This window comes from Acidimicrobiia bacterium (assembly GCA_041394025.1).
Lineage (GTDB): Bacteria > Actinomycetota > Acidimicrobiia > IMCC26256 > JAOSJL01 > JAOSJL01.
The window spans coordinates 303,752-330,346 of the sequence record JAWKJA010000002.1 but is presented as its reverse complement, the minus strand read 5'-3'; the positions used below and the strand labels follow the sequence as shown (position 1 = coordinate 330,346).

Annotated in this window: 24 protein-coding genes; 8 read left to right on the top strand and 16 right to left on the bottom strand. The window is 70.3% G+C overall.

Going from position 1 to position 26,595, the window contains the following annotated elements; genetic code table 11:
* The first annotated feature begins 51 nt into the window (after positions 1–51).
* Complete coding sequence (locus R3A49_01480; GenBank protein ID MEZ5169403.1) at positions 52–1,692, top strand: AMP-binding protein; 1,641 nt, start codon at positions 52–54, stop codon at positions 1,690–1,692.
* 16 nt (positions 1,693–1,708) lie between these two features.
* Here the strand turns inward: R3A49_01480 and R3A49_01475 are convergent, their stop codons facing one another.
* The 3 genes from R3A49_01475 to R3A49_01465 all read right to left on the bottom strand — a co-directional run bounded on the left by R3A49_01475 (position 1,709) and on the right by R3A49_01465 (position 5,285).
* Positions 1,709–2,638 (bottom strand): hypothetical protein, encoded by a 930-nt coding sequence (locus R3A49_01475; protein ID MEZ5169402.1) that lies wholly within the window; start codon positions 2,636–2,638, stop codon positions 1,709–1,711.
* A 211-nt stretch (positions 2,639–2,849) separates the two neighbouring features.
* Entirely contained in the window at positions 2,850–5,072 is a 2,223-nt protein-coding gene (locus R3A49_01470; GenBank protein ID MEZ5169401.1) for an acyl-CoA dehydrogenase, read from the bottom strand.
* Between the two features lie 3 nt (positions 5,073–5,075).
* Positions 5,076–5,285 carry a ferredoxin gene (locus R3A49_01465; GenBank protein MEZ5169400.1) on the bottom strand — a complete coding sequence of 70 codons (210 nt, stop codon included), beginning with the start codon at positions 5,283–5,285 and terminating at the stop codon, positions 5,076–5,078.
* Between the two features lie 112 nt (positions 5,286–5,397).
* On the opposite strand from R3A49_01465, the gene R3A49_01460 reads away from it, so the two are divergent.
* The gene (locus R3A49_01460) at positions 5,398–6,480 is read left to right on the top strand and encodes an amidohydrolase family protein (GenBank protein ID MEZ5169399.1); all 1,083 of its coding nucleotides are present in this window, start codon (positions 5,398–5,400) and stop codon (positions 6,478–6,480) included.
* Between the two features lie 22 nt (positions 6,481–6,502).
* Here the strand turns inward: R3A49_01460 and R3A49_01455 are convergent, their stop codons facing one another.
* From R3A49_01455 to R3A49_01445, 3 genes are all read right to left on the bottom strand, one after another.
* On the bottom strand, positions 6,503–8,233 hold the full coding sequence (locus R3A49_01455; GenBank protein ID MEZ5169398.1) for an EAL domain-containing protein: 1,731 nt from the start codon (positions 8,231–8,233) through the stop codon (positions 6,503–6,505).
* A gap of 70 nt (positions 8,234–8,303) precedes the next feature.
* Positions 8,304–9,623, bottom strand: a complete 1,320-nt coding sequence (locus tag R3A49_01450; protein ID MEZ5169397.1) for an FGGY-family carbohydrate kinase — start codon at positions 9,621–9,623, stop codon at positions 8,304–8,306.
* Positions 9,620–10,447 (bottom strand): inositol monophosphatase family protein, encoded by an 828-nt coding sequence (locus tag R3A49_01445; protein MEZ5169396.1) that lies wholly within the window; start codon positions 10,445–10,447, stop codon positions 9,620–9,622. The genes R3A49_01450 and R3A49_01445 overlap by 4 nt, the downstream gene beginning before the upstream one ends.
* 144 nt (positions 10,448–10,591) lie before the next feature.
* Between R3A49_01445 and R3A49_01440 the strand changes: the two genes are divergently transcribed.
* Entirely contained in the window at positions 10,592–11,503 is a 912-nt protein-coding gene (locus R3A49_01440; GenBank protein MEZ5169395.1) for an SDR family oxidoreductase, read from the top strand.
* 26 nt (positions 11,504–11,529) lie between these two features.
* Here R3A49_01440 and R3A49_01435 read toward each other — a convergent pair whose 3' ends face one another.
* Positions 11,530–12,456 carry an alpha/beta hydrolase gene (locus R3A49_01435; GenBank protein ID MEZ5169394.1) on the bottom strand — a complete coding sequence of 309 codons (927 nt, stop codon included), beginning with the start codon at positions 12,454–12,456 and terminating at the stop codon, positions 11,530–11,532.
* Between the two features lie 89 nt (positions 12,457–12,545).
* Between R3A49_01435 and R3A49_01430 the strand changes: the two genes are divergently transcribed.
* Positions 12,546–12,944, top strand: a complete 399-nt coding sequence (locus tag R3A49_01430) for a nuclear transport factor 2 family protein (protein ID MEZ5169393.1) — start codon at positions 12,546–12,548, stop codon at positions 12,942–12,944.
* Positions 12,945–12,951: 7 nt separating this feature from the next.
* Entirely contained in the window at positions 12,952–13,626 is a 675-nt protein-coding gene (locus R3A49_01425) for a hypothetical protein (protein ID MEZ5169392.1), read from the top strand.
* Between the two features lie 167 nt (positions 13,627–13,793).
* Here R3A49_01425 and R3A49_01420 read toward each other — a convergent pair whose 3' ends face one another.
* The 4 genes from R3A49_01420 to R3A49_01405 all read right to left on the bottom strand — a co-directional run bounded on the left by R3A49_01420 (position 13,794) and on the right by R3A49_01405 (position 17,706).
* The gene (locus tag R3A49_01420) at positions 13,794–14,576 is read right to left on the bottom strand and encodes an SDR family NAD(P)-dependent oxidoreductase (protein MEZ5169391.1); all 783 of its coding nucleotides are present in this window, start codon (positions 14,574–14,576) and stop codon (positions 13,794–13,796) included.
* Positions 14,577–14,579: 3 nt separating this feature from the next.
* The gene (locus R3A49_01415) at positions 14,580–15,371 is read right to left on the bottom strand and encodes a class II aldolase/adducin family protein (protein ID MEZ5169390.1); all 792 of its coding nucleotides are present in this window, start codon (positions 15,369–15,371) and stop codon (positions 14,580–14,582) included.
* Between the two features lie 29 nt (positions 15,372–15,400).
* Positions 15,401–16,879 carry an aldehyde dehydrogenase family protein gene (locus R3A49_01410; protein MEZ5169389.1) on the bottom strand — a complete coding sequence of 493 codons (1,479 nt, stop codon included), beginning with the start codon at positions 16,877–16,879 and terminating at the stop codon, positions 15,401–15,403.
* A gap of 164 nt (positions 16,880–17,043) precedes the next feature.
* The gene (locus R3A49_01405) at positions 17,044–17,706 is read right to left on the bottom strand and encodes a TetR family transcriptional regulator (protein ID MEZ5169388.1); all 663 of its coding nucleotides are present in this window, start codon (positions 17,704–17,706) and stop codon (positions 17,044–17,046) included.
* Between the two features lie 78 nt (positions 17,707–17,784).
* On the opposite strand from R3A49_01405, the gene R3A49_01400 reads away from it, so the two are divergent.
* The 3 genes from R3A49_01400 (at position 17,785) to R3A49_01390 (ending at position 20,210) form a co-directional block, all read left to right on the top strand.
* Positions 17,785–18,477, top strand: coding sequence for a hypothetical protein (locus tag R3A49_01400; GenBank protein ID MEZ5169387.1), 693 nt, complete (start codon positions 17,785–17,787; stop codon positions 18,475–18,477).
* Positions 18,478–18,565: 88 nt separating this feature from the next.
* Entirely contained in the window at positions 18,566–19,852 is a 1,287-nt protein-coding gene (locus R3A49_01395) for an amidohydrolase family protein (GenBank protein ID MEZ5169386.1), read from the top strand.
* Positions 19,853–19,880: 28 nt separating this feature from the next.
* A complete protein-coding gene (locus R3A49_01390; GenBank protein ID MEZ5169385.1) occupies positions 19,881–20,210 on the top strand; it encodes a hypothetical protein in 330 nt (109 codons plus the stop codon).
* On the opposite strand, the gene R3A49_01385 is transcribed toward R3A49_01390, so the two are convergent.
* The 5 genes from R3A49_01385 to R3A49_01365 form a co-directional block, all read right to left on the bottom strand.
* Positions 20,203–21,570: a lytic murein transglycosylase gene (locus R3A49_01385; protein MEZ5169384.1), complete on the bottom strand. Its 1,368-nt coding sequence runs from the start codon at positions 21,568–21,570 to the stop codon at positions 20,203–20,205. The two genes, R3A49_01390 and R3A49_01385, sit on opposite strands and share 8 nt — an antisense overlap.
* A gap of 67 nt (positions 21,571–21,637) precedes the next feature.
* Positions 21,638–22,636, bottom strand: coding sequence for a zinc ribbon domain-containing protein (locus R3A49_01380; GenBank protein ID MEZ5169383.1), 999 nt, complete (start codon positions 22,634–22,636; stop codon positions 21,638–21,640).
* A gap of 75 nt (positions 22,637–22,711) precedes the next feature.
* Positions 22,712–24,319, bottom strand: a complete 1,608-nt coding sequence (locus R3A49_01375) for an AMP-binding protein (protein MEZ5169382.1) — start codon at positions 24,317–24,319, stop codon at positions 22,712–22,714.
* A gap of 50 nt (positions 24,320–24,369) precedes the next feature.
* Complete coding sequence (locus tag R3A49_01370; GenBank protein ID MEZ5169381.1) at positions 24,370–25,353, bottom strand: acyl-CoA dehydrogenase family protein; 984 nt, start codon at positions 25,351–25,353, stop codon at positions 24,370–24,372.
* Between the two features lie 28 nt (positions 25,354–25,381).
* The gene (locus tag R3A49_01365; GenBank protein ID MEZ5169380.1) at positions 25,382–26,566 is read right to left on the bottom strand and encodes an acyl-CoA dehydrogenase family protein; all 1,185 of its coding nucleotides are present in this window, start codon (positions 26,564–26,566) and stop codon (positions 25,382–25,384) included.
* Between the last annotated feature and the right edge of the window lie 29 nt (positions 26,567–26,595).

The window sequence follows — 26,595 nt, the reverse complement described above, 5'->3', positions numbered from 1 at the left end:
ATCCGTCGGCTCCGTGGCGGAGAGCGACGACGGGCCGTACTCTCGGCCGGCATGTGGGAACTGCGTGAGCCGCCACCGGAGGTTTCGGCGCGCTACGAAGCCGAGGGCCTGTGGGACGGGGCCACCCTTCCCGCGCTGCTCGACGCCGACCTGCGGGCCGGTGCCGACTCGGTGTTCCGCATCTGGTCATCGAGCCGGTCCTACGAGGGAACCGTCGGGGCGGTCGCCGACCTGGGGCGCCGCTTCGCCGCCGGGCTGTCGGCGCGCGGGATCGGCACCGGCGATGTCGTCGCGTTCCAGCTGCCGAACTGGAAGGAGGCCGCGGCGACCTTCTGGGGCCTGGCTCACCTCGGGGCCGTTCTGGTTCCCGTCGTGCACTTCTACGGGCCCCACGAGCTCGGCTACATCCTCACGGAGTCGGGTGCGCGGGCACTCGTGACCACGACGGGCTTCGGCCACCTCGACTACCGGGCCGGCTTCGAGTCGCTCGGGCCGACGACACCCGATCTCGGGCTCGTGGTCGTGGTCGGGGGTGAGGGCACGGGGCCCCCTGCCGAGCGCTTTGTGCGCGACGGCGTCGACGCTGTGGCATTCGACGAGCTGTCGGCCACCGACCCGATGGAGCGGCCCGCCGACGTCGACCCGTGTGAACCTGCGGTGATCGGCTACACGTCCGGCACCACGGCCGCGCCCAAGGGCGTGATCCACACGCACCGTACGATCACGGCCGAGGCCCGCCAGCTCGCGTCGATCCAGGCTCGCGGCGACCGCGCCGCCCTCGTGGGGGCACCCGTCGCGCACGCCATCGGCATGCTCGCCGGGCTCCTCCTCCCGCTGCGCCGCGGACAGGACGTGCACCTCGCCGACGTGTGGGATCCCGGCATGGTCCTCGCCGGGATGCTCGAGGCCGACCTCACGGCGGGGAGCGGCTCGACGTTCTTCTGCCAGAGCCTCATCGACCATCCCGACTTCGGCCAAGCGCATCTCGACCGAATGCGGTTCATCGGCCTCGGGGGCTCGCCGGTGCCCGATGCGGTCACCGACCGGCTCACCGACCTCGGCATCAGCGCAACGCGCTCCTACGGCTCCACGGAGCATCCGTCGACAACGGGCAGCACGCACGACGCTCCCGTCGGGCAGCGGTGCCACACCGACGGTATTCCCCTCGAGGGTGTCGAGGTCCGGATCGTCGACGAGCACGGGGAGGACGTAGCGACAGGGACTCCCGGCGAGGTCTGGAGCCGCGGCCCGGACCTCTTCGGCGGCTACACCGACCCGGCCCTCACCGAGGCCGCCATCACATCTGACGGGTGGTACCGCACGGGTGACATCGGTGTTCTCGACGGCCGTGGCGCCCTGACGATCACCGACCGGTTGAAGGACGTCATCATCCGCGGTGGTGAGAACGTCTCACCGGCGGAGGTGGAGGATCTCCTGGCACGGATGCCCGGCGTGGTGGAGGTGGCCGTCGTGGCCGCCCCCGACGAACGCCTCGGTGAGCATGCCTGCGCCTTCGTGCGAATGCTCCCCGAAGCCCCGGTGCCCGACCTCGCTGCCGTCCGCTCGCACCTCGGCGAGCAGGGCCTGGCCCGGCAGAAGTGGCCCGAAGACCTGCGCGTGGTCGACGACCTCCCTCGCACCCCCACGGGCAAGGTGAAGAAGTACGAGTTGCGGGAGATGTTCGGAGGCTGAGCGGGAGGTGCGGCGCTCAAGCGGTGCGGGCGAGCGGCTCGTGGGCCTGACGGAGGGCGGCTCCGACGGTTCGTGCGACCTCACCGTCGGAATGTGCCGACGTGAAGTGCAGGAGGCGCCATCCCCTGTTCTGGAGTGCGTTGCTCCGTCGGCGGTCGTGGTCGAAGGCCGTGCGGACTCGGTGGACGTCGAACCCGTCGACCTCGATGCCGAGCATCACATCGGGATAGGCGAAGTCGATCCGGTAGAGCGAGCCGGCGACCGAGACCTCGTGTTGCGCCACGGGTTCGGGTAGCCCCGCCTCGACGATCGCTCGGTGGATTCGGCTCTCCAGTGCGCTCTCGCCCGGCTCGAAGCGCTCCAGGCGCTCGTCGAGCAGCATCCTCACGACGCTGGTACGTCGGCCGGGGCCCGCTTGGAGACGGGAAACGCACCGGGCGACTGCTCGAAGCCCGAGAACGCCGCGCCGGATCCCGTCGTCGAGCGCCCGGGCGATCTGGCCCACCGACATCCATCCCGACAGGTCGACGAGCGTTCTCGCAGCGGAGGTGACCGGAACACCGCTTCGTGTGGTCCGGTCGGCGGTGGGCAGGGTCTTCGTCCGGTGCGCTGCGATCCCCGAACGACGCACGATCCGACCTCGCTCGACGAGCACATGCAGCGGTGGCTGGTCGAGCACGTTCGGGAACTCCCACAGCAGCGCCGCCGAGTAGTGCGACAGGAGGGCGTCGGGCCCGCAGGCGAGCAGCGCCGCCCACGCCTGCTGCTCGAACGACACCGGGCTACCGCCCACGACGTACACGCCGTGCTCTGCTCGGCGGAGCACGGCTTTCGCGCAGAGGTGGCGGAGGTCGTGCTCTCCGAATCCGACCGATGCCGCCTGGTTCGTTGACAGAGTCCCGAACTGCCGTCGTGCGAGTTCCAGCAGCACCGCGAGGTCGTCCATCGGCTCATCGTGGCGCTCCCGTATGACACCCATCTCCGATGTCGCCGCCCTTCCCCGGAAGATGGTGCGAAAACCCGGCCCATCCCGAGCAAAACGCACCATCTCGGCCCGCCCTTCCCCCGGAAGATGGTGCGAAAACCCGGCCCATCCCGAGCAAAACGCACCATCTCGGCGGGTTGGGGAGGGTGGAGAGGAGCTGGTGCGGGGGTGCTCAGTCCTTGGGGAGGCCGAGAATGCGCTCACCGATGATGTTGCGCTGCACCTCGCTGGTGCCGCCGGCGATGGTGAGCTGGCGGTTGAAGAGGAACTGGCGCCCCCAGGCGGCCGCCTCACCGTCCATGACGGCGCCCTCGGCGCCGAGGAACGCCAGGCCGACCTCCTGGACGTCCTGGTCGTGGTGGACGCTCAGGAGCTTGCGCACCGCGGCCTCCGACCCGCTCGGGTCGGCACCGGTGAGTGCCGACAGGGTGAGACGGAAGCCGAGACAGGCCAGAGCGTGACTCTCGGCCACGAGGCGACCGGCCGTGTCGAGGGCTCCCGGGTCGTCGGCACGTCCCGTGCGCTCGAGGATCTTCAGGATCCCGCGGACACCGCGTCCGACGGTCCGTCCGCTCCCCATGAACACACGCTCGTTGGCGAGCGCCGTCCGTGCCGCACGCCACCCGTCCCCCTCGTCGCCGACGAGGCAGTCGGCAGGCACCTCGACGTCGTCGAAGAACACCTCGTTGAACATGGGCTGGCCGGTGAGCTCGCGGATCGGGCGGATGTCGATGCCCGGCAGCGACATGTCGACCATGAAGCACGAGATCCCCTCGTGCTTGGGTGCGTCGGGATCCGTGCGAAACAGGGCGATCCCCCACTGGGCGTGCTGGGCGAGCGACGTCCAGACCTTCTGGCCGTTGACGCGGTACACGTCACCGTCGCGCTCGGCCCTGGTCGTGAGCCCCGCCAGGTCGGAGCCCGCACCGGGCTCACTGAACAGCTGGCACCACTCGAGCTCACCCCGCAGCGTCGGCATGATCCACCGCTCCTGCTGCTCCGGCGTGCCGTAGACGATGATCGTGGGCAGCGCCCACCCGGCGATCGTGATCACCGGCCGGCGCAGCCGGGCACGGCGGAACTCCTCGTCGATGACGAGCTGCTCGACGGCGTCGGCATCGCGTCCCCACGGTTTCGGCCAGCTCGGCGTGAGGTACCCCGACTCGGCCATCCGAGAACGCGCGTCGTCGGAGTCCTGCCCATCGACGGTCGCGAGGAACTCGCGTACCTCCGAGCGGTAGGTCTCGGCCTCGGGAGGAAGATCGGCGTCGAGGCGACGCTTCACACCGTCGGCGGCGAGCCGGGCGGCGCGCACACGCCAGCGGTCGCCCGGTCCGACGAGCGCGCGAAGTGTCGTGGCACGGCGGAGGTACAGGTGGGCGTCGTGCTCCCAGGTGAAGCCGATGCCCCCGAGCACCTGGATGAGGTCCTTGGCGTTCTCCACCGCGGCGTCCAGCGACAGGGCGGCGGCGACCGCAGCCGTGAACCCGACCGTGTCGCCGACGCTTCCCGGGTCGTCGGAGCCCGCCTCGGGGACGCCCTCATCGGCCGTTCGTGCGGCATCCCACGTGGCCGCACGGGCCAACTCGAGACGGGCGAGCATGTCGGCGCAGCGGTGCTTGACCCCCTGGAACTGGCCGATCGGCCGGCCGAACTGCTCTCGCTCTGTTGCGTAGGCCGAGGCGGTGTCGACACACGACTGGGCCACACCGACCGCCTCGGCTGCGAAGAGAACCGCCGCAGTGTCGGCCACGGCCCGGTCGTCGAGTGCCGGAAGCGTGCGATCGTCGCCGACGAGGGTGCCCGCGGTGTCGACCGTGACGCGAGCGACCCGCCGCGTGAGATCGAGGCTCGGCAACTCCTCCGCCACGAACTGGTCGTCGGCCAGGACACACCACCTCGTGGAGCCGTCGACAGTGACCGGTGCCAGCACGATGTCGGCGAGATGCCCCGACAGCACTGGCGTGGCCTCACCCGTGACCCGGAGCCCCTCGGCCGCCTCCTCGGCGACCAGCCCCGCACCGAAGGCAACCGTGGCGACGAGCTCCCCTGCTGCGATGCCGGGGAGGAAGGTCTTGGCCGCGGTGGCGTTGCCACCCCGTTCGAGCAGCGCCGCCCCCACGACACAGGGCAGGAAGGGCCCGGGAGCGGCGACCCGGCCGAGCTCCTCCACGATGACGACCAGCTCGGCGATACCGAGCCCGACACCGCCGTGCTCCTCGTCGACGGCCAGGCCCATCCAGTGGAGCTCGGCAAGGGACTCCCAGAACGTCGGCCGGGTCTCGGAATCGGCGTCGAGGAGAGCCCGGGGAACCGACGGCGGGCACTTCCCCTCGATCCAGCGGCGCGCCGCGTCGTGGAGCTCGACGTGGTCCTCGGACACCCCGATCGGCATGTGTCAGGCGATCTTCTCGCCGTCTTCGAGTACGACGATGGCCTGTGTGGGGCACCCCTGCGCGGCCAGAACGATCTTCTCCTTCGGTGCCGCCTCGACGTCGATCACGGTCGAGATGCCGTCGTCGTCGAGGTCGAAGACGCCCGACGCCCAGAAGACGCAGTTCCCGGATCCCATGCAGGTCTCCCGGTCGATCCGAATCTCGAGTGCCACGTCGACTCCTTGCTCGCTGCGCGTGCCCGCTGACTGCTCGCTTCGCCCGCGCCGCCAATCGTGGCACACCCGGCCCTCGACGGCACAACGCCGCCGGCCGTATCGTTCCGCCGTGACCGTGCCGACCGTCGACGCCGACGCCCACGTGAACGAGAACCCCTTCGACTGGGGCGGCGTGGAGGCCCGTCACCCGGGGTGGCTCGGAGTCACGTCGTCGGGCGGTCGTGACGTCCTCGAGATCGAGGGCCGTCCGTACCCCCTCCAGGAGGGGCCGGGCCGCGGAGCACCCGTCGACGCGTCGGTCAACCCGGCGGCCGCTGCGGGCGCCCGCGACGTCCGGACGCGCCTCGGCGACATGGACGCAGAGGGAATCGACATCCAGGTGCTGTACGGCGGTCTCGTCATCGGCGCCACCGGCATCACTGATGTCGGGCTCGCCGCCGACATGTGCGCCGCCTACAACAGCTGGCTTCTCGACGATGTCTGTGCGGAGGATCCCGACCGTCTGAAGGCGGTCGCCGCCGTCCCGCTCCAGGACACCCGCCGCTCCGTCGACGAGCTCCGGCGGGCCGTGGACCGTGGCGCGGTCGGCGTGACGGTTCCACCGGCGTTGTCGGACCGGAACCTCGACGACGGGACGCTCACCCCCTTCTTCGAGGCGGCGGCGGGCCTCGGCACCGCCGTCGCCGTGCACGGCGCTCCCGGAATGCACGTACCGCTCCCGGCGGCGGAGCGCTTCACCAACTACGCCCAGGTCCACGCGCTCTCGTTCCCCACCGACCAGATGGTGGCGCTCACCTCTCTCGCGATGGGTGGCGTGCTGGACCGCTTCCCGACGCTACGGGTGGCGTTTCTCGAATCGGGTGTCGGATGGGTCCCGTTCTTCGCGGCTCGCGTCGACGAGCATTTCGAGAAGCTGCGCGACATGCTCCCGGCGATGACGACGCCCGTCACCGAGTTGATCGCGCGCGGCCAGTGCTACTTCTCCTTCGAGTGCGAGGAGACCCTGCTCGAGCCGTACGTGGAGCATCTCGGCGCCGAGAGCCTGGTGTTCGCGAGCGACTACCCGCACTGGGACGGCGAGTTCCCCGGGACCGCCGCCGAGGCAACTCGTCGTGCACAGCCGCTCGGCACGGAAACTGTCGCGGCTGTCATGGGCGGGAACGCTCTCCGGCTCTACGGTCTCGACAGCTGACGGAGGTCAGCGACCGCCGGCTCTACGCGGGGAGGAGATCGGCCGCCTCGTCGGCGGCCAGGGGTGCCGTCACCACGAAACCCTGGACGGCGTCGCATCCCAGACGACGCAGCGCAACACGCTGTGCATCGGTTTCGACACACTCGGCCACGACGCGGATCTCGAGGGCGTGCGCGAACGCCACCGCTGCCTGCACCAGTGCGGAACCACGTCCCTCCTCGACGCCCGCAACGAGATCGCGGTCGAGCTTCAGTGCCGCGACGGGGAGACGGTCGAGGTCGCGCAACGACGAGTAGCCGGCTCCGAAGTCGTCGATCTGGAGCTGCACTCCCAGCGCCGCGAGCTGTGCCAGCCGATCGACCGAGCGTTCCACGCCCATGAGCGTGGTCTCGGTGATGTCCAGCCGGAGGTTCGCTGCCGGGACGCCGCTCTCGCGCAGTATGGACGTCACGTCGTCGAGAAAGCCCGGATTGGCCAGCTCACGCGACGACACATTCACCGTGATCGTGATCCGATCGCCGACGAGCTGCTCGTCGCGCCAGCTCTGCAACTGGGCGCAGGCGTCGCGAAGCACGAAACGGCCGAGATCGCCGATGAGCCCGACCTGCTCGGCCATTGGCAGGAACTCCGACGGCGGGATCAGGCCGCGCGCTGGGTGCTCCCACCGCACGAGGGCCTCGAAGCCCTCGATCCGCTCGCTGTCGAGGTCGATGACAGGCTGGTAGTGAACCCGCAGCTCTCCGCGCTCGAGGGCGCTGCGGAAATCGTTCTCGAGACGGTCGCGCCACACACTCTGGCGGTGCATCGCCTCGTCGAACACCGTGACACGCCCACCACCGAGCGCCTTGCCGTGGTACATCGCACGGTCAGCGTCGGCGAGGAGTTCGTCGGGGTGCGTCTCGCCCTCCCGGCCGAACGCCACGCCGATGCTCGCTCCGATGTCGAAGTCGTACCCGCCCACGACGACCGGCTCGGCCAGGGCCGCGAGGATCCGCGCCCCCACCTGCCGTGCGTCGGCGGTGTCCTCACAGCGCTGGAGGAGCATGCCGAACTCGTCGCCTCCCAGTCGGCCGACGGTGTCGCCCGGCCGCACGCAGTCGGTGAGGCGACCGGCAACGGCCCGCAGGGCCGCGTCGCCGGCCCGGTGGCCGAACGTGTCGTTGACCTCCTTGAAGCGGTCGAGGTCGATGAAGAGGACCGCGCATCCGGGATGAGGCGGACGGCGTGCCTCATCGAGGGCGTGACGAATGCGGTCGATGAACAACTCCCGCCCGGCGACCGCGGTGAGCCGATCGTGCATGGCCTCGTCGGCAAGACGCTGCTGCGCCCGCACACGCGCCGACACGTCGTGGAGCGACACGAGTAGCGCCGGGCGCCCGTCCCACACCGTCTCGACGGCCTGCATCTCCGCGACCCCGGTCGTGCCGTCGGGATGACCGATGTCGATCTCGACAGGCGCTCCTGCCGAGACGCGATGCCCGAAGGGCCGCCCGACGAGGTTGTCGACCGTGTCGGACAGCAGGCCGGCGGCGGCCGGGTTGGCGTGGACGACGGTGCCGCTGTCATCGAGGACGAGCATCCCGTAAGCGTTGCGCGACACGGCGGCTGCGACGTCACGGGCCCGGGAGTCGCGCCCGAAGTCGATCGTGACGTCACGCGCCGATCGAACGGCGGCCGCTCCCGCGTCACGCGCGGTGGCCAGCGCGTCGAGCGCGACGCTGCGGACGCCCTGGCGGGCGCGACCCTCGGTCATCATGCGGAGCATAGGCCCTCGAATCTCTCTCTCCGTGTCGGGGCGTGTGTGGAGAGTGCGATCAATGCAGTCAACGGGGTATCAGTGCCGCAAATCGCGAGTAGCGCCCGGCCGTCGCCCCGACCCACCGCGCGTCGGGCTCGACCCGGTGGCCGGTGCGCGCCCACCGCCGGGCGTCGGTGGCGGACGCCTCGAGACCTCCGGCGACGCGGGCCAGAAACGCCGCACCCAACGCGCCACCCTCAGGACTCTCCGCCACGTCAACGGGCAGCGACGTCGCGTCGGCGAGGGCCTGGATCCACCCCTCGACACGCGTTCCGCCGCCCGTGGCCACGATGCGGCTCGGCGCCAGGTCGGTGGAGTCGAGGAGACGACGTGTCGCGAAACCGGTGGCTTCGAACGCCGCGCGCATCACGGCGTCGCGCCCGTGGGTGAGGTCGAGATCGACGAGTTGTCCGCGCAGCGTCGGGTCGTGCAGCGGCGCGCGCTCACCTCTCAGGTACGGGGACCACACCGGAACAGCCGAGGGGTCGGCCGGTGGGGCGTCCGGGACCGGGCCGAGCAGGCGGCGCACCCAGTCGAGGAACAGGCCGCCGGCGTTGCTCGGGCCCCCGAGCAGCCAGAGCCCCGGGGTGGTGTGAGGAACGCAGAGGTAGCCGGGCACGGTGACCTCGCGTTCGACGACGGCCCACACGATGAGCGTCGTTCCGCAGATGACGAGGACGTCGCCCGGAGCGTCGGCACCGGCCACGAGCTGCTCGGCGAGGGCGTCGATCGTTCCCGGCTCCAGGACGGCGTCACCGACCTTTCCGGCCACCTGGCCGCTCGGCACGATCGTGGGGAGCTGCTCGGGGTGTACTCCGACCTCGGCCGCCACCTCCGGGTCCCAGCCGGAGAAGTCGAACAGGGGGTACGTCGTGACCGCAGACGTCGTGTCGAGCGCCGGCGTTCCTGCGAGGGCGTTGTTGGCGACCGCCTGGGCCGGCCAGTAGCCGTGGGCCCCGGGTTCCTGTTCGGCGGTCCACGCCAGGAACCGGCGCCACTCACCGCTCTCGTCGTGCTGGGGCTCGTCGACGGCGCGTCCCCGTGCGTCACCGTAGAGGAGGCCCGGCGTCACGGGTGTCCCGCTCCCGTCGACGGCGGTCAGCGACGGAACCATCGCCGCGACGGAGATGGCGACGGGGTCCGTGTCGCCGAGCTGCCGCAACGCCTCGAGCGGCCCACGGATCCACGCCTCGGCGGCGTCGTGGGCGAAGAGGTCGGGGGCGGGGATCTGGAGCTGGTGCGGGACCCGGGCCCGGGCGACGACCGTGCCATCGCCGTCGGCCGCCACGGCCTTCACCGACGTCGTCCCGATGTCGATGCCGACGGTGACCTCCGACACGCTCACGCTCCCGGATCCGTGCGGGCCGCCCCGTGACCGCTGTAGACGGCGACGGCTTCACGGTGCAGCCGACCGTTCGACGTGAGGATCCCGCTCTTTCCGTGCAGCGGCGACCCGTCGAGGTCGGTGGCGCGCCCTCCGGCCTCCTCGACGATGACCCGCAGCGGCGCCCAGTCCCAGTGGTTGACGCGCGGCTCGACGGCGATGTCGCACGCTCCCTGGGCGACGAGGACGTGCGACCAGAAGTCGCCGAAGCCCCGTGAGCGGTGTGCGCGGCGCACGAGGTCGAGATGCGCGTCACCGAGCCCGAAACGCTCCATCTCGGGAATGCTGTCGTAGGCGACGTAGGCGTCGGCAGGGTCGCTCACCTCGGACACGCGGATCCGCCGACCGTTCCGGAAGGCGCCGGCGCCACGTGTGGCCCACCAGCGCATCCCGAGAGCCGGCGCCGACACGACGCCGAGTGCGCCCTCCCCGTCGATCTCGAGCGCCAGGAGTGTCGCCCAGACCGGGACGCCCCGGATGAAGTTCTGGGTACCGTCGATCGGATCGACGATCCAGCGCCGGCCGGTACCCCCGCCGGGCCCGTCGTCGGTGCCGTACTCCTCACCGACGACCGCATCACCGGGATTCTCCGCGGCCAGGCGCTCGCGGACGAGGCGCTCCACCGACCGGTCGGCTTCGGTGACGGGTGACAGGTCGGGCTTCGTCTCCACCGCGAGCCCGGCCAGGCCCTCGAAGTGTGAGGTCGACAGCTCGTCGGCGGCGTCGACCACAGCCAGGGTACGGGCAAGATCGTCGGCCAGATCGGTACCGGCCCCCTCGCTCACGCTGTTCCCCTCGGCTCGACCGACAGATGAGGATACCCGCCGCACATGTCGGCCAGAACCCGACCGGGCTACGCTGCGCGACCCATGGAACCCGGCCACGCGACACGCCGTCACGCGCCGCCGGCCGACGGAGGACGCTGACACATGGGACTGCTCGACGGAAAGGTAGCGATCGTCACCGGAGCCGGACGCGGCATCGGGCGGGGCGAGGCGGTGCTTCTCGCGTCGCACGGCGCAAGTGTGGTGGTCAACGACGTGGGCGGTGAGTGGGACGGCACGGGCGCCGACGACCGCCCGGCCACCCAGGTCGTGGAGGAGATCACCGAGGCCGGGGGAAGAGCCGTGGCCAACGGGGACGACGTCGCCGACTGGGAGGGCGCGCAGCGCCTGATTCAGACCGCCATCGACACCTTCGGCGACCTTCACATCCTCGTCAACAACGCTGGAATTCTCCGTGACGGAATGAGCTTCAACCTCGACGAGGAGGCCTGGGACTCGGTGATCCGGGTGCATCTCAAGGGACACTTCGCGCCCTCGCACCACGCGGCTCGCTACTGGCGCGAACAATCGAAGGCCGGCGTCGAGGTACCCCGTCGCATCATCAACACCACGAGTGAATCGGGGCTCTTCGGAAACGCCGGCCAGGCCAACTACTCGGCGGCCAAGGCCGGAATCGCCTCTCTCAGCATCGTCCTGTCACGTGAGTTGGCGAAGTACGGCGTCACCGTGAACTGCGTGGCGCCCCGTGCCCGTACACGCATGACCGCCGGTACGTTCGGCGGCTTCGACGAGCCCGGAGACGACACCTTCGACGAGTGGTCGCCCGACAACATCGCACCGACCGTGGGCTTCCTCGCGTCGGACGAGGCAGGTGACATCACCGGTCAGGTGTTCGTCGTGTGGGCGGACCGCGTCCATCTCATGACCGGGTGGTCGCCCGTACACACCGCGGAGGGTGACGGGAAGCGGTGGACGGTCGAGGGCCTCGTCGCCCAGAAGTCCGAGATGTTCGCCGATCGCGACCGAGGCTCACCGCCGATGGGTTTCGGCCTGTAGCGCGACCGTCCGCCCGCCCCGTGGGGTCATGCCCAGTTGATCTCGTCGAGGAACTCGGAGATGAGCTCGACCGTCGTCGTGGGGTTGTCACCCGCTGCGTGATGTCCGGCACCGGCGATGCGCGCGAGGCGTGCATTCGGGATCAGATCCGTGATCTCCTGCGCACCGCCTTCGGAGAGCAGGTCGCTCTCCTTGCCTCGAAGGACCAGGACCGGGCACTCGAGACCTCGGGCCTCCTCCCCGACACCCTGTACGAGCGTCTGGGCACGGTTGACGTCGAAGACGCCTTCGGCCTGCCGTTGACGGATTCTCCGTCCGAAGTTGTGCTTCCACTCCCAACGGCCGTCGGGACGCTGTCGGAGGTTGCGTTTGAGACTCTCGATCCTGACGTCCTTGCGACGGGGCAGGTACTCCGCGACAGCGTCGGCCGCCTCCTCCAGATCCGCGAACGACTCGTGAGCAGTCATGAACTCGACGATACGGCGCACGCCTTCGCTCTCCATCCGGTGACCGATGTCGACGAGCACGACCGCTTCGACGAGATCCACGTGGTCCGATGCCACGGTGAGCGAAGTGATCCCTCCGAGCGACGCGCCCACGAACGCCGCACGACGCACGCCGAACTCCTCGAGGAACGAGATCACCGCGCCGGCCAGACGGCGCCGATCGAACTCGCCTGCGGGGAGTGCATCGGAGTCACCGTGGCCGGGCAGGTCGGGCGCCAGGAGGTGGCAGCGCCGCGCGAGAGCCGCGCCGAGCTCCTCCCACATGTAGGCGGTCTGGCCACCGCCATGGAGGCACACGACCGTGGGCGCCGTCGAGTGCCCCCATTCCAGATAGTGGACCTGCCGGTCATCGACGACGGCGAAGCCGCTCCGCCCACCGCGGGGAACATCGTGGCGGGGGACGAGCTCGTCGACGATCTCCTGCGCGGTGTCGTCGGCTGTACTCACGGCACCATTCTGCCCCCACAACGGGCACCACGTCAGATGCGACGCATCAGACGCGCGAACATCGGGCATCCATGACTGCTGGAGGCACCATGTCGAACACGGAGTCCGATGACACCGCGATCCGCCGGCTCCTGGCCACGTACTGCCACGCCTACGACGACGGGCGAACCGACGACTTCGCCGCGCTCTTCACCGACGACGCGCAGTTCACGGTGATGGGTGTGACCCACACGGGCCGACCCGCCATCCGAGAGAACATCGGTGCCTGGAAGCCCGGGACACCCGTGGGCCAGCACGTCACCTACAACGCCGTGATCGAGGTGACCGGCGACGCCGCCGACGCAGCGACCGACTTCTGCTATCTCCAGCGATCCGATGACGGCCTCCGCCTCACCCAGGCCGGACGCTACATCGACGAACTCGTACGCGAGGGGGGCGGGTGGCGCTTCCGGAGTCGCACGATCCGGTTCCTCGGCGACGACTCCTGAGCGGCTCGTGGCGATCGTCGTGACCTGGCGTCGTGTCGTCCGACCGACCACCACGGGTCGCGCACGGGCGTGGACGCTCACCGTGCGCGGAGTGGCGTGTGTGACGCTCCTGTCCGCCTGCACGGGTAGCGGGACCTCGAGCGGCAACGCCACGAGCACGAGCACCACGACGACCACGACCTCTCCCGACACGTCGACGACTGCCCCGAGCTCCACCGAGGCGTCGGACACGACGACGACCACCGTCCCCCGCGCACCGCTCGCGGACCGGGCGTTCCTCGATCTCCCGAGCTACGGCTACGCCGAGCTGGCCCCCGACGAGGTGCTCCTGTTCGCCGGAGGAGTCGAGGCCGACGCCTCGTCGGATGTCATCCGGGCTGTCGACGCCCGGGCCGTGGGCAACCCGGGGGAACCGGCCGGCGTTCTCGTCGCCTACGACCTCGGTCCCGCCTTCGACGACCCCGACGTCTGGCCGCGGTTCGCCGCAGGCCTCGCCGTCGGGGCGAGTACCAGCCCTCTCCACATCGACGTCAGCGGCACCCCTGCCACGTTGATCATCGACACGGCCGCCGACACCATCGGCATCCTGTGGCGGCCCGACCAACACCTCGGCCTGCTCGCCATCGCCGACGACGGCTCCGAGGCCTTCCGCATCGCCTCCGAGTGGGTCGCTGCCGGCTGACGCGCCCGCAGGCGCGTTCGGGGCGACGGCAGGCCGATCAGATCGGCGACGCCTCGAGGCCCGTGCGCCGGTGCCGGCAGCGGCACCGGCGCACGATCGTCACCCGGGTGCGGTGAGCCCTCCATGGCGACGTGGAACACGAGGTGCTCGGGCATCCACACCTAACGTCACGACGGGCTCCAGCGACCGTCGTCGTCGCGGCGCCATCCCGATGCCGCCAGGTTTCCGCCGTCGACGTGCACGGTCGTCCCGGTCACGAACGCCGCCAGGTCGCCGGCGAGGAAGCAGACCACACCGGCCACGTCGTCGACGCTTCCCTGCCGTGGAAGCGCCGCGGGCTCGGGCATGTCAGCACCGACTCCGGGTGTCGGGATCACATCGGGTGCAACGGCGTTGACGCGGACTCCCCTCGGCCCCAACTCGAGCGCCAGCGACTTCGTGAGGCTGGCCACCGCGGCCTTCATGGCCGAGTAGACAGCGAAGCCCGGTCCGCCACGGTGTGCCTCGATGGACGTGACGTTGACGATCGACGCCGGGCGCCCCTCCATGAGCGGGACCGTCGCCCGCACGAGATTCGTCACGCTCGTGAAGTTCTCGGCGACCAACGCCGCCTCGCCCTTGGCGCTGACATCCAGCAGGTCGGCGGCAAATCCCCCTCCGGCGTTGTTCACGAGGATGTCGACCGCCCCGAAGCTTTCCCTCGTGGCGTGGAGAAAGGCATCTACGGCCGTGGCGTCACGGACGTCGGCCTCGACCGCGACGACCCGACGACCGAGATCGTCGACGTCGGATGCCGTCGTTGCGAGGTTCTCGACGTCGCGGTCGCAGACCGCTAGGTCGGCGCCGAACGACGCCAGCGACATCGCCACCGCACGGCCGATCCCGACGGCTGCACCCGTGACGACCGCGACGCGGCCGTCGAGGCGCACGGCGTCGGACGTGACGGTCACGCGTCAGTCGAGGAGATCGGGCTGCTCGGCGACGATCCACTCCCAGAGCGGCTGGAACGAGAAGTGTCCCGCGACGTGCGAGCCGACCTGCGTTGCCGTGAGCGCCGCCTGCTCGGGCCGGATCGGCTTCGGCGTGCCGGCCGCCTCGGCCAGGAGTTGCGCCTGGCACGTGCGCTCCATCGTGATGAACCACCAGGCGGCCTCATCGACCGACCAGCCGGTCGTGAGCAGGCCGTGGTTCTGGAGGATCGCCGCCTTGTTGTCGCCGAGCGCCTCGGCGATGCGCTTCCCTTCCCGGGGGTCGACCACGACCCCGGTGTAGTCGTCGAAGACGGCGTGGTCGTCGTAGAACGCGCATGCGTCCTGGGTGAGGGGGTCGAGGGGTCGTCCGAGCGACGACCAGGACTTGCCGTACACGGAGTGGGCGTGTGCGGCGGCCTGCGCGTCGGGGCGCGCCTCGTGGACGTGGCCGTGGATCACGAAAGCGGCCGTGTTGAGCAAGCCGCTGCCCTCCACGACGGCGCCGCTGGAGTCGACGCAGATCAGGTCGGACACACGGATCTGCTTGAAGTTCCGCCCGAGCGGGTTGACCCAGAATCGATCGGCGTGCTCCGGATCACGTGCGGTGATGTGCCCCGCCACTCCCTCATCGAACCCGAAGGCGCCGAAGAGCCGGAACGCCCCGGCCAGCCTCTCCTGGCGGTGGCGCCGTTCGTCGGCAACTGTCCCGAAGCTCGGGAGGTACCCGCGGTCGTCTGCCCGTGATGTCCGGTCCGTGTCGTCGGTGACCGCCACGATGAGCCCCCCGTCCGCCAGTTCGTTGCTCAGGCTACGCCAGGGTCGGCGGGGTAGCCGATCGTCTTGGTCTCGAGGTACTCCTCGAAACCCTCGACGCCGTGCTCGCGACCGACACCGCTCTGGCGGTAGCCACCGAAGGGAGAGTCGGGACCGAACCACTGCCCGCCGTTGACCGACATCGTCCCGGTGCGGACACGCCGGGCGACGGCCATGGCGCGTTCGAGGCTGGCGCTGCTCACAGAGCCGGACAGGCCGTAGCGGGAGTTGTTGGCGATCCGCACGGCGTCGTCGTCGTCCTCGTAGGGGATGACCGACAGCACCGGCCCGAAGATCTCCTCCTGGGCGAGTGTGGAGTTGGGGTCGACGTCGACGAAGAGTGTCGGTTCCACGTAGTAGCCGCGGTCGAGGTTCTCAGGAGTGCCGCCACCCACGAGGAGCCGCGCCCCCTCACGGCGGCCGGTGTCGATCAGGTCGAGAACCCGTTGGCGCTGGCGCGCGTTGATGAGCGGCCCCATCATGTGCGCCGGGTCGTTGGGATCGCCGTACGCGAACGTCTCGAAGGACTCCCGCAGAAGCTCGACGCCCTCGTCGTAGCGCGAGCGCGGGAGGAGCGTCCGTGTCGCGATGGCACACCCCTGCCCGGCGTGCACGCACATCATCGCCCCGAGACCGACCGTCGAGGGGAAGTCGGCGTCGTCGAGGATGATGTTGGCCGACTTGCCTCCGAGCTCGAGGAAGACCTTCTTCAAGGTCCGTGAGCCGACCTCCATGATGTGCTTCCCCACGGCGGTGGAGCCCGTGAAGCTGACGAGGTCGACCTGAGGGTCGGCGATGAGGACCTCGCCGGTCTCCGCCGGGTCCGCGGCGGGCACGATGTTGACGACGCCCGGCGGTATGTCGGTCTGCTCCGCGATGAGGCGGCCGAGGAAGGTGGCGTTCAGCGGCGTGTCGGGAGCGGGCTTCAGCACGACGGTGTTCCCCGCAGCCAGTGCCGGCGCCAGCTTCGAGAGGTTCAGCATGAACGGGAAGTTCCACGGCGTGATCAGCGCCGCCACGCCCACGGCCTCCTTCACGACGACGCGCTCACTTCGCATTCCGAAGAACTCGTGCACTCCGAGGCTTCTCTCCCACGTGAACGTGTCGAGCAGGTCGATGTCCCATTGCATGTCGTCGATGCAACTGTCCTGCTGCACCGCGAATGTGAGGGTGACAGGGGTTCCGACCTCGGCGACCAGGATCTCGCGCAGCGTCTCACGCTCCCGTTCGAGAGCAGCCTTCAACTGCTGGAGGCAGCGCTTGCGCTCCGCGATCTCCGTCGACCAGTCGGTGGCGTCGAACGCATGTCGCGCCGCGCCGATGGCCCGTCGCATGTCGTCGACCGTTGCGTCGACACATGGCCCGACGATCTCCTCGGTCGCCGGGTTCAGAACATCGAACGTACGGCCCCCCGACGCCTCGATGAGCATGCCGTCGACGAGCATCCGGTGCTCCAGCGTTGCAGACATCTGCGGGACCCCCTCAGCCGTTGTGGCACTCCTCAGCATCGCGCGTGTTGCCCTCTGCGGGAATCGGGGTCGCCTCGAGGATGCGGGCGAGGTGAACGAGGTTGTGGGCCATCCAGCGGGGCGTCCGCCGTGGCCACAACGGCCCACCGTCGGGAACACTGCCCCTATCCGAGCTTCGTGACACTCCGGTGGAGTATCCGCGCGGTCGTGGTGATCAGCGCATCGCGCGACACGCCGCGCGGCTCGAGATCACGGTGGAAGGCGGCCATCCGCTCGATCATCGCAACGAGCGCGGCCGCCGCCGCATAGGGCGTGACCGACGCGTCGACGTCGCCGGCCGCCTGCGACCTCTCGACCTGTGCCGCCACAGCACGTGTGACGGGCTCCAGCGAGCGGTTCCGGACGTCGCGGAACCTCGTGTCACCCTCCTGGGCGGCGAGGTTCCGCGTGCGCAGCACCGCGCGGTGGTCGTCCCAGAACTCCAGGAACGCCTCCACGGCGGCATGGGCACGCTCGAGACCATCGGGCTCGGAGAGCGGCGCCTCCAGGAACACCCCGATGGGAGCGAGCTGCTCTCCGACGTCCACGGCAAGGGCCAGCACGGCGTCCTCGACCGAGCGGAAGTACTGGTAGAAGGTCGCGGGCGACGTGTCGACCGCACGGGCGATGTCGGCAACCGTGAGATCGCGCACGCCCCGTTGTTCCAGCAGGCCCTCGGTGGCATCGAGGAGCCGGCGCCGGGTGCGCGCCCCCCGCTCCCCGAGCGGTCGCCCGTCGGTGGCGAGGGTCGGCTCCTCGGCGGAGCCACCATCGGGAAGCGTGGTCACGACCGAGCAGGGTACCGGTCGTGAGGGAACGCCGTGGACCCTTTGTCACACACTCTGTCACATCCTAAGATGGTCGATGTGCCATCACCTGCCAGCACCTCCGTCCCGACCGACCCCGTGGCCGACGTCGTCCTGGCGGTCATCGGCCCGGTCCTCGCGTTCGTCGCGGCGTGGCTGGTCCTCAGCGTGGTGCTGACCGTCCTCGCCACCGCGGTGAGGATGCGTCGACCGGGGCTCTCGCGATTGCTCCGTTCCCTGGCGCTCCCGCCCGTGCGCCACCTCGTGGAGCGGGCGGTGGCCGTCTCGGTGGCCGCGTCGCTGGCGTCGTCAGGGATGTCATCGGCGCCGGCGGCCGCCTCCCCCGACGCGGGGGACGACGGTGCTGCGCAGACCATGCTCGAGGAGCCCGTCGTGCGGGGGGCCGGCGGAGGCGCAACGTCCCCACCGGTCGCGCCGCCGACCTCGCTCGCGCCGCCACATCCCCCGGCTCATCCCCCGAGCCACACCGACGCCGACGTCGAGGACCGCCGCATCGGCAGCGCTTCCCCCGAAGGGGGAGTCCACGTCGTGTCACCCGGGGAGAACATGTGGTCGGTCTCGGAGCAGGTCCTGGAACGACACGCGCTGGCCTCCGGTCGCCCCGGTACGGTCGGCGAGCCCGACGTGGCGCGCTACTGGGCACGCCTCATCGACCTCAACCGCACCACGCTTCGCTCGGGAGACCCCGACCTCGTGTTCCCCGGCGAACGACTCACGCTCCCGTCCGTGTAGGGCACGCACCGCACGGCCTCTGTACGGGTCCGGCTCCCCGACGGTAGGGTGACATCGTCGCCGGGTTCGCCGGACGGAGGAGATCCCCGTGCAGATGGACGACATGATTCTCGTGAGTGTCGACGACCACGTGGTCGAGCCGCCGGGCATGTTCGACGACCACCTGCCCGACCGCTACCGGGACGTCGCTCCCCATGTCGTCCACAAGGATGACGGCACCGACGTGTGGCAGTTCCTCGAGATCGAGGTCCCCAACATCGGCCTCAACGCCGTCGCCGGACGACCCCGCGAGGAGTACGGCATCGACCCGACGAGCTTCGAGGAGATCCGCTCCGGATGCTACGACATCAACGACCGGGTGCGCGACATGAACGCCAACGGCCTGCTCGGGTCGATGTGCTTCCCGTCTCTGCCCGGCTTTGCCGGCCGCCTGTTCGGTGCTCTCGAGGACAGGGATGCCGCCCGCGCGCTCGCCCAGGCGTACAACGACTGGCACATCGACGAGTGGTGCGGATCCGCCCCTGGGCGTTTCATCCCCCTGTCGATCCCGACGATCTGGGACCCCCAGCTGATGGCCGAGGAGATCCACCGTGTCGCAGCCAAGGGGTGCCACGCCGTGACGTTCCCGGAGAACCCGGTACCGCTGAATCTCCCGTCGCTGCACTCCGACCACTGGGACCCCTTCTGGAAGGCGTGCTCCGACGAGGGCACCGTCGTCTGCATGCACATCGGATCCAGCTCGAAGCTCGTCATGACCGCACCCGACGCACCCATCGACGTGATGATCGTTCTCCAGCCGATGAACATCGTCCAGGCGGCCGCGGACCTCATCCACTCCCCGGTCTGGCAGAAGTTCCCCGACCTCACGGTGGCCCTCAGCGAGGGGGGTACCGGCTGGGTGCCGTACTTCCTCGAGCGCCTCGACCACACGTACCGGGTTCACAAGTCGTGGACCGGCGCCGACTTCGGCGACAAGGCGCCCAGTGAGTTCTTCATGGAGCGCGTGATCCTGTGCTCCATCTCCGACAACGTGGGGGCACGTCACGCCCGCGAGCTGGGAACCGAGCGCCTCACGATCGAGGTCGACTACCCGCATTCCGACTCGACGTGGCCGCAGACGCCCGAGCGTCTGTGGGGCGAGTTCAGCGGGACCGACCTCACGGACGCGGAGATCAACCAGATCACCCACGAGAACGCCATGCGGTTCTTCCGCTACGACCCGTTCTCCGTCAGGTCACGCGAGAGGTGCACGGTGGCCGCCCTGCGGGCCGAGGCCACCGACGTCGACACCACACCCACACCTGCCACGCGTCCCGGCACCCGCGTGGAGCGCGAGGGCCGCGTCACGATCACCGACCTCAACCCCACCGCCTGACACGGCGTCGTCGACGCTGGACGCCACGGTGACCGACGATCCGGGCCCACCGAACAGGGAGACCTCGGCGATGGACCCCCTTCCGCCGCGTGATCCTCGCCCCTTCGTCGTCCACTGGGCCGTGGCGACTGCCGTTGCCTTCCTCGCGACGGTCATCCTCCTGTGGTTCATTCTCGGCGTGCCGCTCACGATCGTGATCATCGGCTCGGCACTCCTCGGCCTGGCGGTGGCGCCCTATACGAGCGGCAACGAGGGACGCGCCCTGGCGAGACGGAAGCACGAGTACGAGGCGTCGCACCATGACGGGCTCGACGAACCCACCGGGGGCCGGGGTCGGCCCGGTGGCGGTGTCAGCTGACGTCGAGTGGCGGCAGGTAGTCGGCGCGGTCGCGATACTCCTCGGCACGGTCGCGAACCGTCACGACGTAGCTGAGCGAGTGGTTGTACCCGAGGAACGCGCGGTCGAGTTGGGCGTCGTCGGTGAGATCCCCGTGTGCCACCGCACAGAGATAGCGGGCGGCCGAGTAGGCCGCGTCGTAGATGTTCTGGGGGTCGTCGAGGTCGTCGCCGTTGCCGTCACTTCCCCACCGCTCCCACGTGGACGGGATGAACTGCATGGGCCCCACCGCGCGGTCGTGGACCGTGTCCTGGTCGAGATCCCCGCCGTCGCTGTCACCGATCGCGGCGACACCCTTCCCGTCGAGGGGAACGCCGAGGATGGGCGGCGACACGTTGCCCTCCTCGTCGGGCTCGGAGTCACGGAACCGGCCGTGGTCCGACTCGGTGCGGCCGATCCCGGCCAGCGCCCACCACGGGACACCGCAGCCCGGCTCCGTGATGAGCGCGGCGCGCTCAGCCCGGAGATAGGCGTTGAGGACGACCAGGGGGATGTCGAGATCGGCGACCGTGGCCATGGGGAGCGTCTCGGCCACCTCGTCACGCGCGGCGGCCCGCTGTTCGAGCAGACCGGCGATCGTGGCGTCGAGGTCGTCGCGCAGTGACCGTACGGCCACGAGCTCGTCACCGACCTTGGCGGCGCCCTCCGAGGCGGCCGCCCGCAGTTCGTCGGCCTCGTCGGCCGCCTCGTTGAGCGTGTCACCGACGGTGTCGGCCAGGCGCCCCCGCCGTGCGACCTCCACGGGCCCCGAGGCATCGAGGATGGCGTAGTGCCTCGTCGCCGCGGGGTCCTGTGTGTAGGCCGCGGCAGCCAGACGCCGCTTGCGGTCGACGGCGTCGGCGAGCTCGGCGGCCGCTTGCTGCTCGGTGGCGGTGAGTTCGTCGATCGCCTCCTGGAGCCGGTCCTCCCGCGCCTGGAGGCCGGCGGAGGCGTCGAGCATCTCGGCGAGCTCCCGGTCCACACCGGCGAGCGCGTCGATGGCGTCGGCCGCCGGCCCGTCGGTGATCGGCGCGTCGACGAGGCGCTCGTCGAGCTCCTCGACAAGCACCGTGGCGTCGGGTGGGATCGTCGCGGCGGCCCGGGCGTCGGCCCCGCTGTCGACGTCGCCGGACGCGTGGGTCGCCGGGCCGGCCACGGCGCCCGACGGGACGACGAGGCCTGCTGCGAGGGCCGTCGTCACCGTGGCGGCGAGCAGGCAGCGTCTGCGGGGCGCCCTCGCGGAATGGGACATCGGCCTGCTCAACCTCGTGACGTCGGGGGTGGTGCCGCCTCGCCGGTACACACCGGGAGCACCGGTCGCGACGACCCTCCGGTCGCCCACGCCGGCGCTCGTGTGGTGGGCGTACCAGTATGACCGGTTCGCGGAGGAATAGCCAGAGGCGGCGCGCTCACGACGCCCCGACGGGGCCTTCGAGCAGCTCGAAGCCGTCCACCAGCCGGTCGAACCCCGGTGCGCTCTCGTAGGGGGTGATGATCATGGCCATGTAGAGGCGTGTACCCACCGGGACCATCCGCACCTTCGTGGACGCCCCCTCGACGCTGGCCACGACGTCGACGGCCCGGCGCCCCTGGTGCTCGACCGTGTCGATCGACGCGGTGTCACCACCGGCCACGAACTCCACACCCTCCCCGTCGGCCACGAGCGCGTCGAGCTCCTGCTCGGAGCCCGGCGGGCCGTCGACGTATCCCACACCGACGACGTACTCGGGCGTCACCTGGGACATCTCGAAGTGAACCGTGTAGGTCTGGCCGGCAACGGTCATCGACTGCTCGACCACCTCGGGGGACGCGGGCAACTCGGCGCGGAACCCGGCCAGGGTGTTGTCAACGGTCACCGAGCGCTCACCGTCCACCCACTCCTGCGCCGCGGGGTCGAGGTCGATGTCCTCTGCCGTGATCTGCCGGTAGCCGTACCACCCTGCGGCCACGAGGACCACAGCGCACACCACGTAGACAACCCGCGTGAGCGCCCGGGCCCGACGGGCCTTCCCGGTCGACACGACGACGTCGGGGGGGTCGGAGTCGAGCGGGTCGGCGACTCCCGCGAGGCTCCCGGGCGCGGGCTGTGACACCGGAGCGCCCGTGAAGTAGTCGAAGTGCTCGCCGGCCCCTGGGCCCGGTGGTCCGGCCGGTGTCGCGGGCCCGGGCGAGGAGTCGGCGCCGCCGGGGATACCGGGAGGTCGCGTCCCGGTCGGACCCGGGGAGGTGGTCGGCGACGACGCCGGTCGTGAGACCGCTGTCCCGGCCGTCGCTGTCCCGGCCGTCGCTGTCCCGGCCGTGGCCGAGGCGGCCCGGAACACGGACGCATCGGCCAGATCGGCACCGCACCTCTCGCACTCGTCCCACGACGGCGGGACGAGGAAGCCACATCCGGGGCACTGGCGCATGCGACCCTGATCGGCAGCCGGCAGCGCCGGTTGACGCTTCCGGGCCGGCTCGGGGGACGCCCTCGCCCGGGCAGGTCAGCGCCCCGGGTCGAAACCCGCCGATTCCCGGTCCCACGTGGCGGCTGTGACGCCCTCGTCACGCAACGTGTACTTCAGGACCCGGCCCACGGGGTTCCGGGGCAACTCCGCGCGGAACTCCACGTACCGGGGCACGGCGAAGTAGGGCAGGCGCTCCGCCGACCAGCGGCAGAGGGTCTCCTCGTCGACGTCGGCGTCATCGTCGAGGACCACGGTGACCTTCACGTCGTCCTCCCCGACGTCGCTGGGGACCGCGTGGACGGCGACGTCGCGTACGGCGTCGTGGGCCAGGAAGGTCTTCTCCAACTCGAAGCTGGAGATGTTCTCCCCCCGACGGCGGAGGTAGTCCTTCTTGCGGTCGACGAAGTAGAGGAAGCCGTCGTGGTCGACCCGGGCGAGGTCGCCCGTGTGGAACCAGAGATTCGACGTGACGGCAGCGAAGGCGTCGGGTCTGTTCCAGTAGCCCGCGAACATCGTGTTCGGCAGGCGAGGGCGCGCCACGATCTCCCCCACGGATCCCGTGTCGACCTCCTCGTCGGTGTCGTCGACGATCCGGACCTCGAAGTCATCGCGGTTGACCCGTCCCGCTGCTCCGGGGGCGTTGGTCTCACCAGCGGGGAGAAAGGCGAGCAGCGAGGCCTCCGTGAGGCCGAACCCGGCCGAGAAGGTCCGGATCCCGAGAACCTCCCGCCAGTATCGGTCGGTCTCGGGACCGAGCGGGGCCGCGGCCATCAGGCGCACCGAGTGTCCGTGCGCGTCCGCCGCCTCACTGCCGGTCTGCACCATGATCGCCAGGGGGCCGAGCAGCGAGAGCATGGTGGCCCCGGTCCGCCGGACCTCACTCCAGAACTGTGTCACGGAGAAGCGGCGGGCGATCGCCGCCGAACCCCCCGCGACAAGCGTCCCCACGACGCAGATCGCAATGGCGTTGAAGTGGAACAGCGGCAGCGGTGTCCACACGATGTCGTCACTTTGTCTGCCCCACGCACGCGCCACCTGATCACCGAGGCTGACGACGTAGTTGTGGGGCAGCATGCAGCCCTTCGAGGGACCGGTGGTCCCCGCCGTGTACACGAGGCACGCGAGGTCGGCCGGCGTGACGTCGACCTCGGCAGGAGGTCGTGACGGCGCAGTCTCCATGACCGCGGCCCACGGGCTCGTCGCCACGCCGCTGATCCCGGTTGGTGCGGCATCGGCGGGTCCGACGGTCACGGCGGCCTCCAGGTCGGGGAGCTCCCCTCCCCCCAGCTCCGACAAGCGGCCGGCGAGATCGGCGGCGATGACGATGACCCGTGCGCCGCAATCGGTGAGCTGGTGGCGGAGGAACTCCCCCTTGTACGCCGTGTTCACGGGGACGGCGATCGCGCCGAGCTTCGCCGTCGCGAAGAACGTCACGACCTGTTCGGGGACGTTCTCCAGGAGCGAGGCAACACGGTCGCCCTTCCCGACACCGAGGTCACCGAGGACATGGGCACACCGGTTGCTCAGCTCGTCGATGTCGCGAGCCGTGAACACCTCACCGGAGATGTCGAGATACGGACCGTCGGGATCGCGGTCGAGGCGCGTGGCCAGCGCACCGAGGACAGTGGTCGGTTCCCGGGGCATCCACCGATGCTAGACCTGCCGGTCGCAACGGGGCGGTGCTCCCCGCCTTCCTACAACGACGGTGCCAGCGACGCCGCGACCGCGTCGGCGTGGTCAGCCGTCGACCCGAACGCCGTGTCGAGAACCCACGCCCTCTTCATGTACAGGTGGACGTCGACCTCCCACGTGAACCCCATACCCCCGTGCACCTGCATCGCAGTCCGGGCGTTGGCCATGGCTGCCTCCCCGGCGAGGTGCTTCGCGCCTGACACCGCACGGTCGATGTCGCCGAGGTCCGGGTCGTCGACGTGGAGAGCTGCCGCCTGGACGGCGGCGCGAGCCACCTCCACTCGTACGGCCGTGTCGGCGAGGAGGTGCTTCACGGCCTGGAAAGATCCGATGGGCCGATCGAACTGCTCCCGCTCGAGGGCGTAGCCGACCCCGGACGCGCTCATGGCCCTCGCCATACCGAGGAGGTAGGCGGCTGTCAGGACCGCTCCGTCGCGCCGGACGGTGGCGGGGTCGAGGTCGAGTGCCATTCCCTCCGGGAAGACGTCCACACAGGACACCGGTGTGAGCGGGTCGAACGGACGGTCGAGGAGGGTCGACGCCACATCGGCGGGGTCGATCATCGAGACGGCACCGTCGCCTCCGAGTCGAATCAGGACGTCGACACCGTCGAGATGCTCGATGACCGTGGGCGACCCCTCTTCCCCGGCCTCCTCGACGCCACCGACCACGACATCGCCCGACGCGGCCCCGTCGACCTCACCGGCCGCGATCTCCGTCCAGACGAGAGGGCCCGGAACGAGCGCGGCGCCGAGCTCCTCGAAGACGACAGCGGCGTCGGCCATTCCCAGCCCGAGCCCGCCGTCCGACTCGGGACGGCGAAGCGAGAAGACGCCGGCCTCGCCGATCTCGCGCCAACGATCGCGGTCGACGGCACCCGGTAGATCCGCGCACGCGCGGACGCGGCCCATGTCGAAACGCCCGGCCAGCAGCTCGGCGGTCCCGTCGCGCAACGCCTCCTGGTCGGCGCTCAGCTCGAAGTCCATGCTGTCTCCCACCCGGTCGGCACGCCCGCTACCTCCTCGGCAGGCCGAGAACGCGTTCGGCGATGATGTTGCGCTGGATCTGGGACGTCCCGGCCGCGATCGTGAGGGCGAGCGTGCGCAGCCGCTCCTCGAGGAGCTCGTCGGCTCCCTCGACGACGGTGTCGCCGAACGCCAGTGAGCCGCGGTCGAGGACGGCCAGCGACAGGTCACCGAGCCTCTGGCGAGCCTCGCTGTAGGCCAGCTTGATCATCATCGACCCCGGCCCCGGAGCGCCGGTGCGCTCGGACTGCGAGACGTTGCGCTTCGTGAGCGCCCACAGTGCGTCGAGCTCGGCGGTGACGTGCCCGAGCTCCCGCCGGAGCGTGGCGTCGTCCCATGCGGTCCGCGCACCGCGCGGAAGTCGGGCGGCCAGGTGGGCCAACTCTTCGGCGAGGCGACGCGCATCCACCAGCTCGCTCACGAACGCCGTGCCGCGCTCGAAGGAGAACGTGACCTGCGTGATGCGCCACCCGTCGTTCTCGTCACCCACCCGGTTCGCGACCGGGATGCGGACGTCGTCGAGGAAGACCTCGGAGAACTCCGACGATCCGGCGAGGGTCTCGATGGGTCGGATCTCCAGGCCCGGGGAGTCCATGGGGAGGATGAGCCACGTGATGCCCGCCTGCTTCCTGGCGTCGGGGTCCGTGCGGACGAGCAGTTCGCAGAAGTCGGCGATGTTCGCCATGCTGCACCAGATCTTCTGGCCGTTGACGATGTACTCGTCGCCGTCACGCACGGCCCGGGTGCGCAGCGACGCCAGGTCGGAGCCGGCGGTGGGCTCGGAGAACCCCTGACACCAGACCTCGTCACCCCTGAGGATCTTCGGGAGGAAGCGCGACTTATGCTCGTCGTTCCCCTCGGCTATCAGTGTCGGGCCCGCATGGAGTGTGCCGACGAAGTTCGCTCCCACGTAGGGGGCACGGGCCCGCGTCGTCTCCTCGAGGAAGATGAGCTGCTGCGACGGCGACGCCCCGAGGCCGCCGTACTCGACCGGCCAGTTGAGCCCGGCATACCCGGCATCGTGGAGACGCCGCTGCCAGTCGGTGTCGTAGCGACGGCGCTCGTCCCACGCGTCACGGCCGGGGAGCTCGGGCAGACCCGGGAGGGTGGCCTCGAGCCACGCCCGCAGCTCGGAACGGAACGCCTCGTCGGCGTCGGTGTAGCGCAGGTCCATCGGCGCAGCAGGTTACGGCTCCCGTCGCC

Bases quoted from the DNA above. Each gene is read 5' to 3' on its own strand.
- R3A49_01480 (MEZ5169403.1), top strand. From the start codon at position 52: ATGTGGGAACTGCGTGAGCCGCCACCGGAGGTTTCGGCGCGCTACGAA.
- R3A49_01475 (MEZ5169402.1), bottom strand. From the start codon at position 2,638: ATGGACGACCTCGCGGTGCTGCTGGAACTCGCACGACGGCAGTTCGGG.
- R3A49_01470 (MEZ5169401.1), bottom strand. From the start codon at position 5,072: ATGCCGATCGGGGTGTCCGAGGACCACGTCGAGCTCCACGACGCGGCG.
- R3A49_01455 (MEZ5169398.1), bottom strand. From the start codon at position 8,233: ATGACCGAGGGTCGCGCCCGCCAGGGCGTCCGCAGCGTCGCGCTCGAC.
- R3A49_01440 (MEZ5169395.1), top strand. From the start codon at position 10,592: ATGGGACTGCTCGACGGAAAGGTAGCGATCGTCACCGGAGCCGGACGC.
- R3A49_01430 (MEZ5169393.1), top strand. From the start codon at position 12,546: ATGTCGAACACGGAGTCCGATGACACCGCGATCCGCCGGCTCCTGGCC.
- R3A49_01410 (MEZ5169389.1), bottom strand. From the start codon at position 16,879: ATGTCTGCAACGCTGGAGCACCGGATGCTCGTCGACGGCATGCTCATC.
- R3A49_01380 (MEZ5169383.1), bottom strand. From the start codon at position 22,636: ATGCGCCAGTGCCCCGGATGTGGCTTCCTCGTCCCGCCGTCGTGGGAC.
- R3A49_01375 (MEZ5169382.1), bottom strand. From the start codon at position 24,319: ATGCCCCGGGAACCGACCACTGTCCTCGGTGCGCTGGCCACGCGCCTC.
- R3A49_01370 (MEZ5169381.1), bottom strand. From the start codon at position 25,353: ATGGACTTCGAGCTGAGCGCCGACCAGGAGGCGTTGCGCGACGGGACC.
- R3A49_01365 (MEZ5169380.1), bottom strand. From the start codon at position 26,566: ATGGACCTGCGCTACACCGACGCCGACGAGGCGTTCCGTTCCGAGCTG.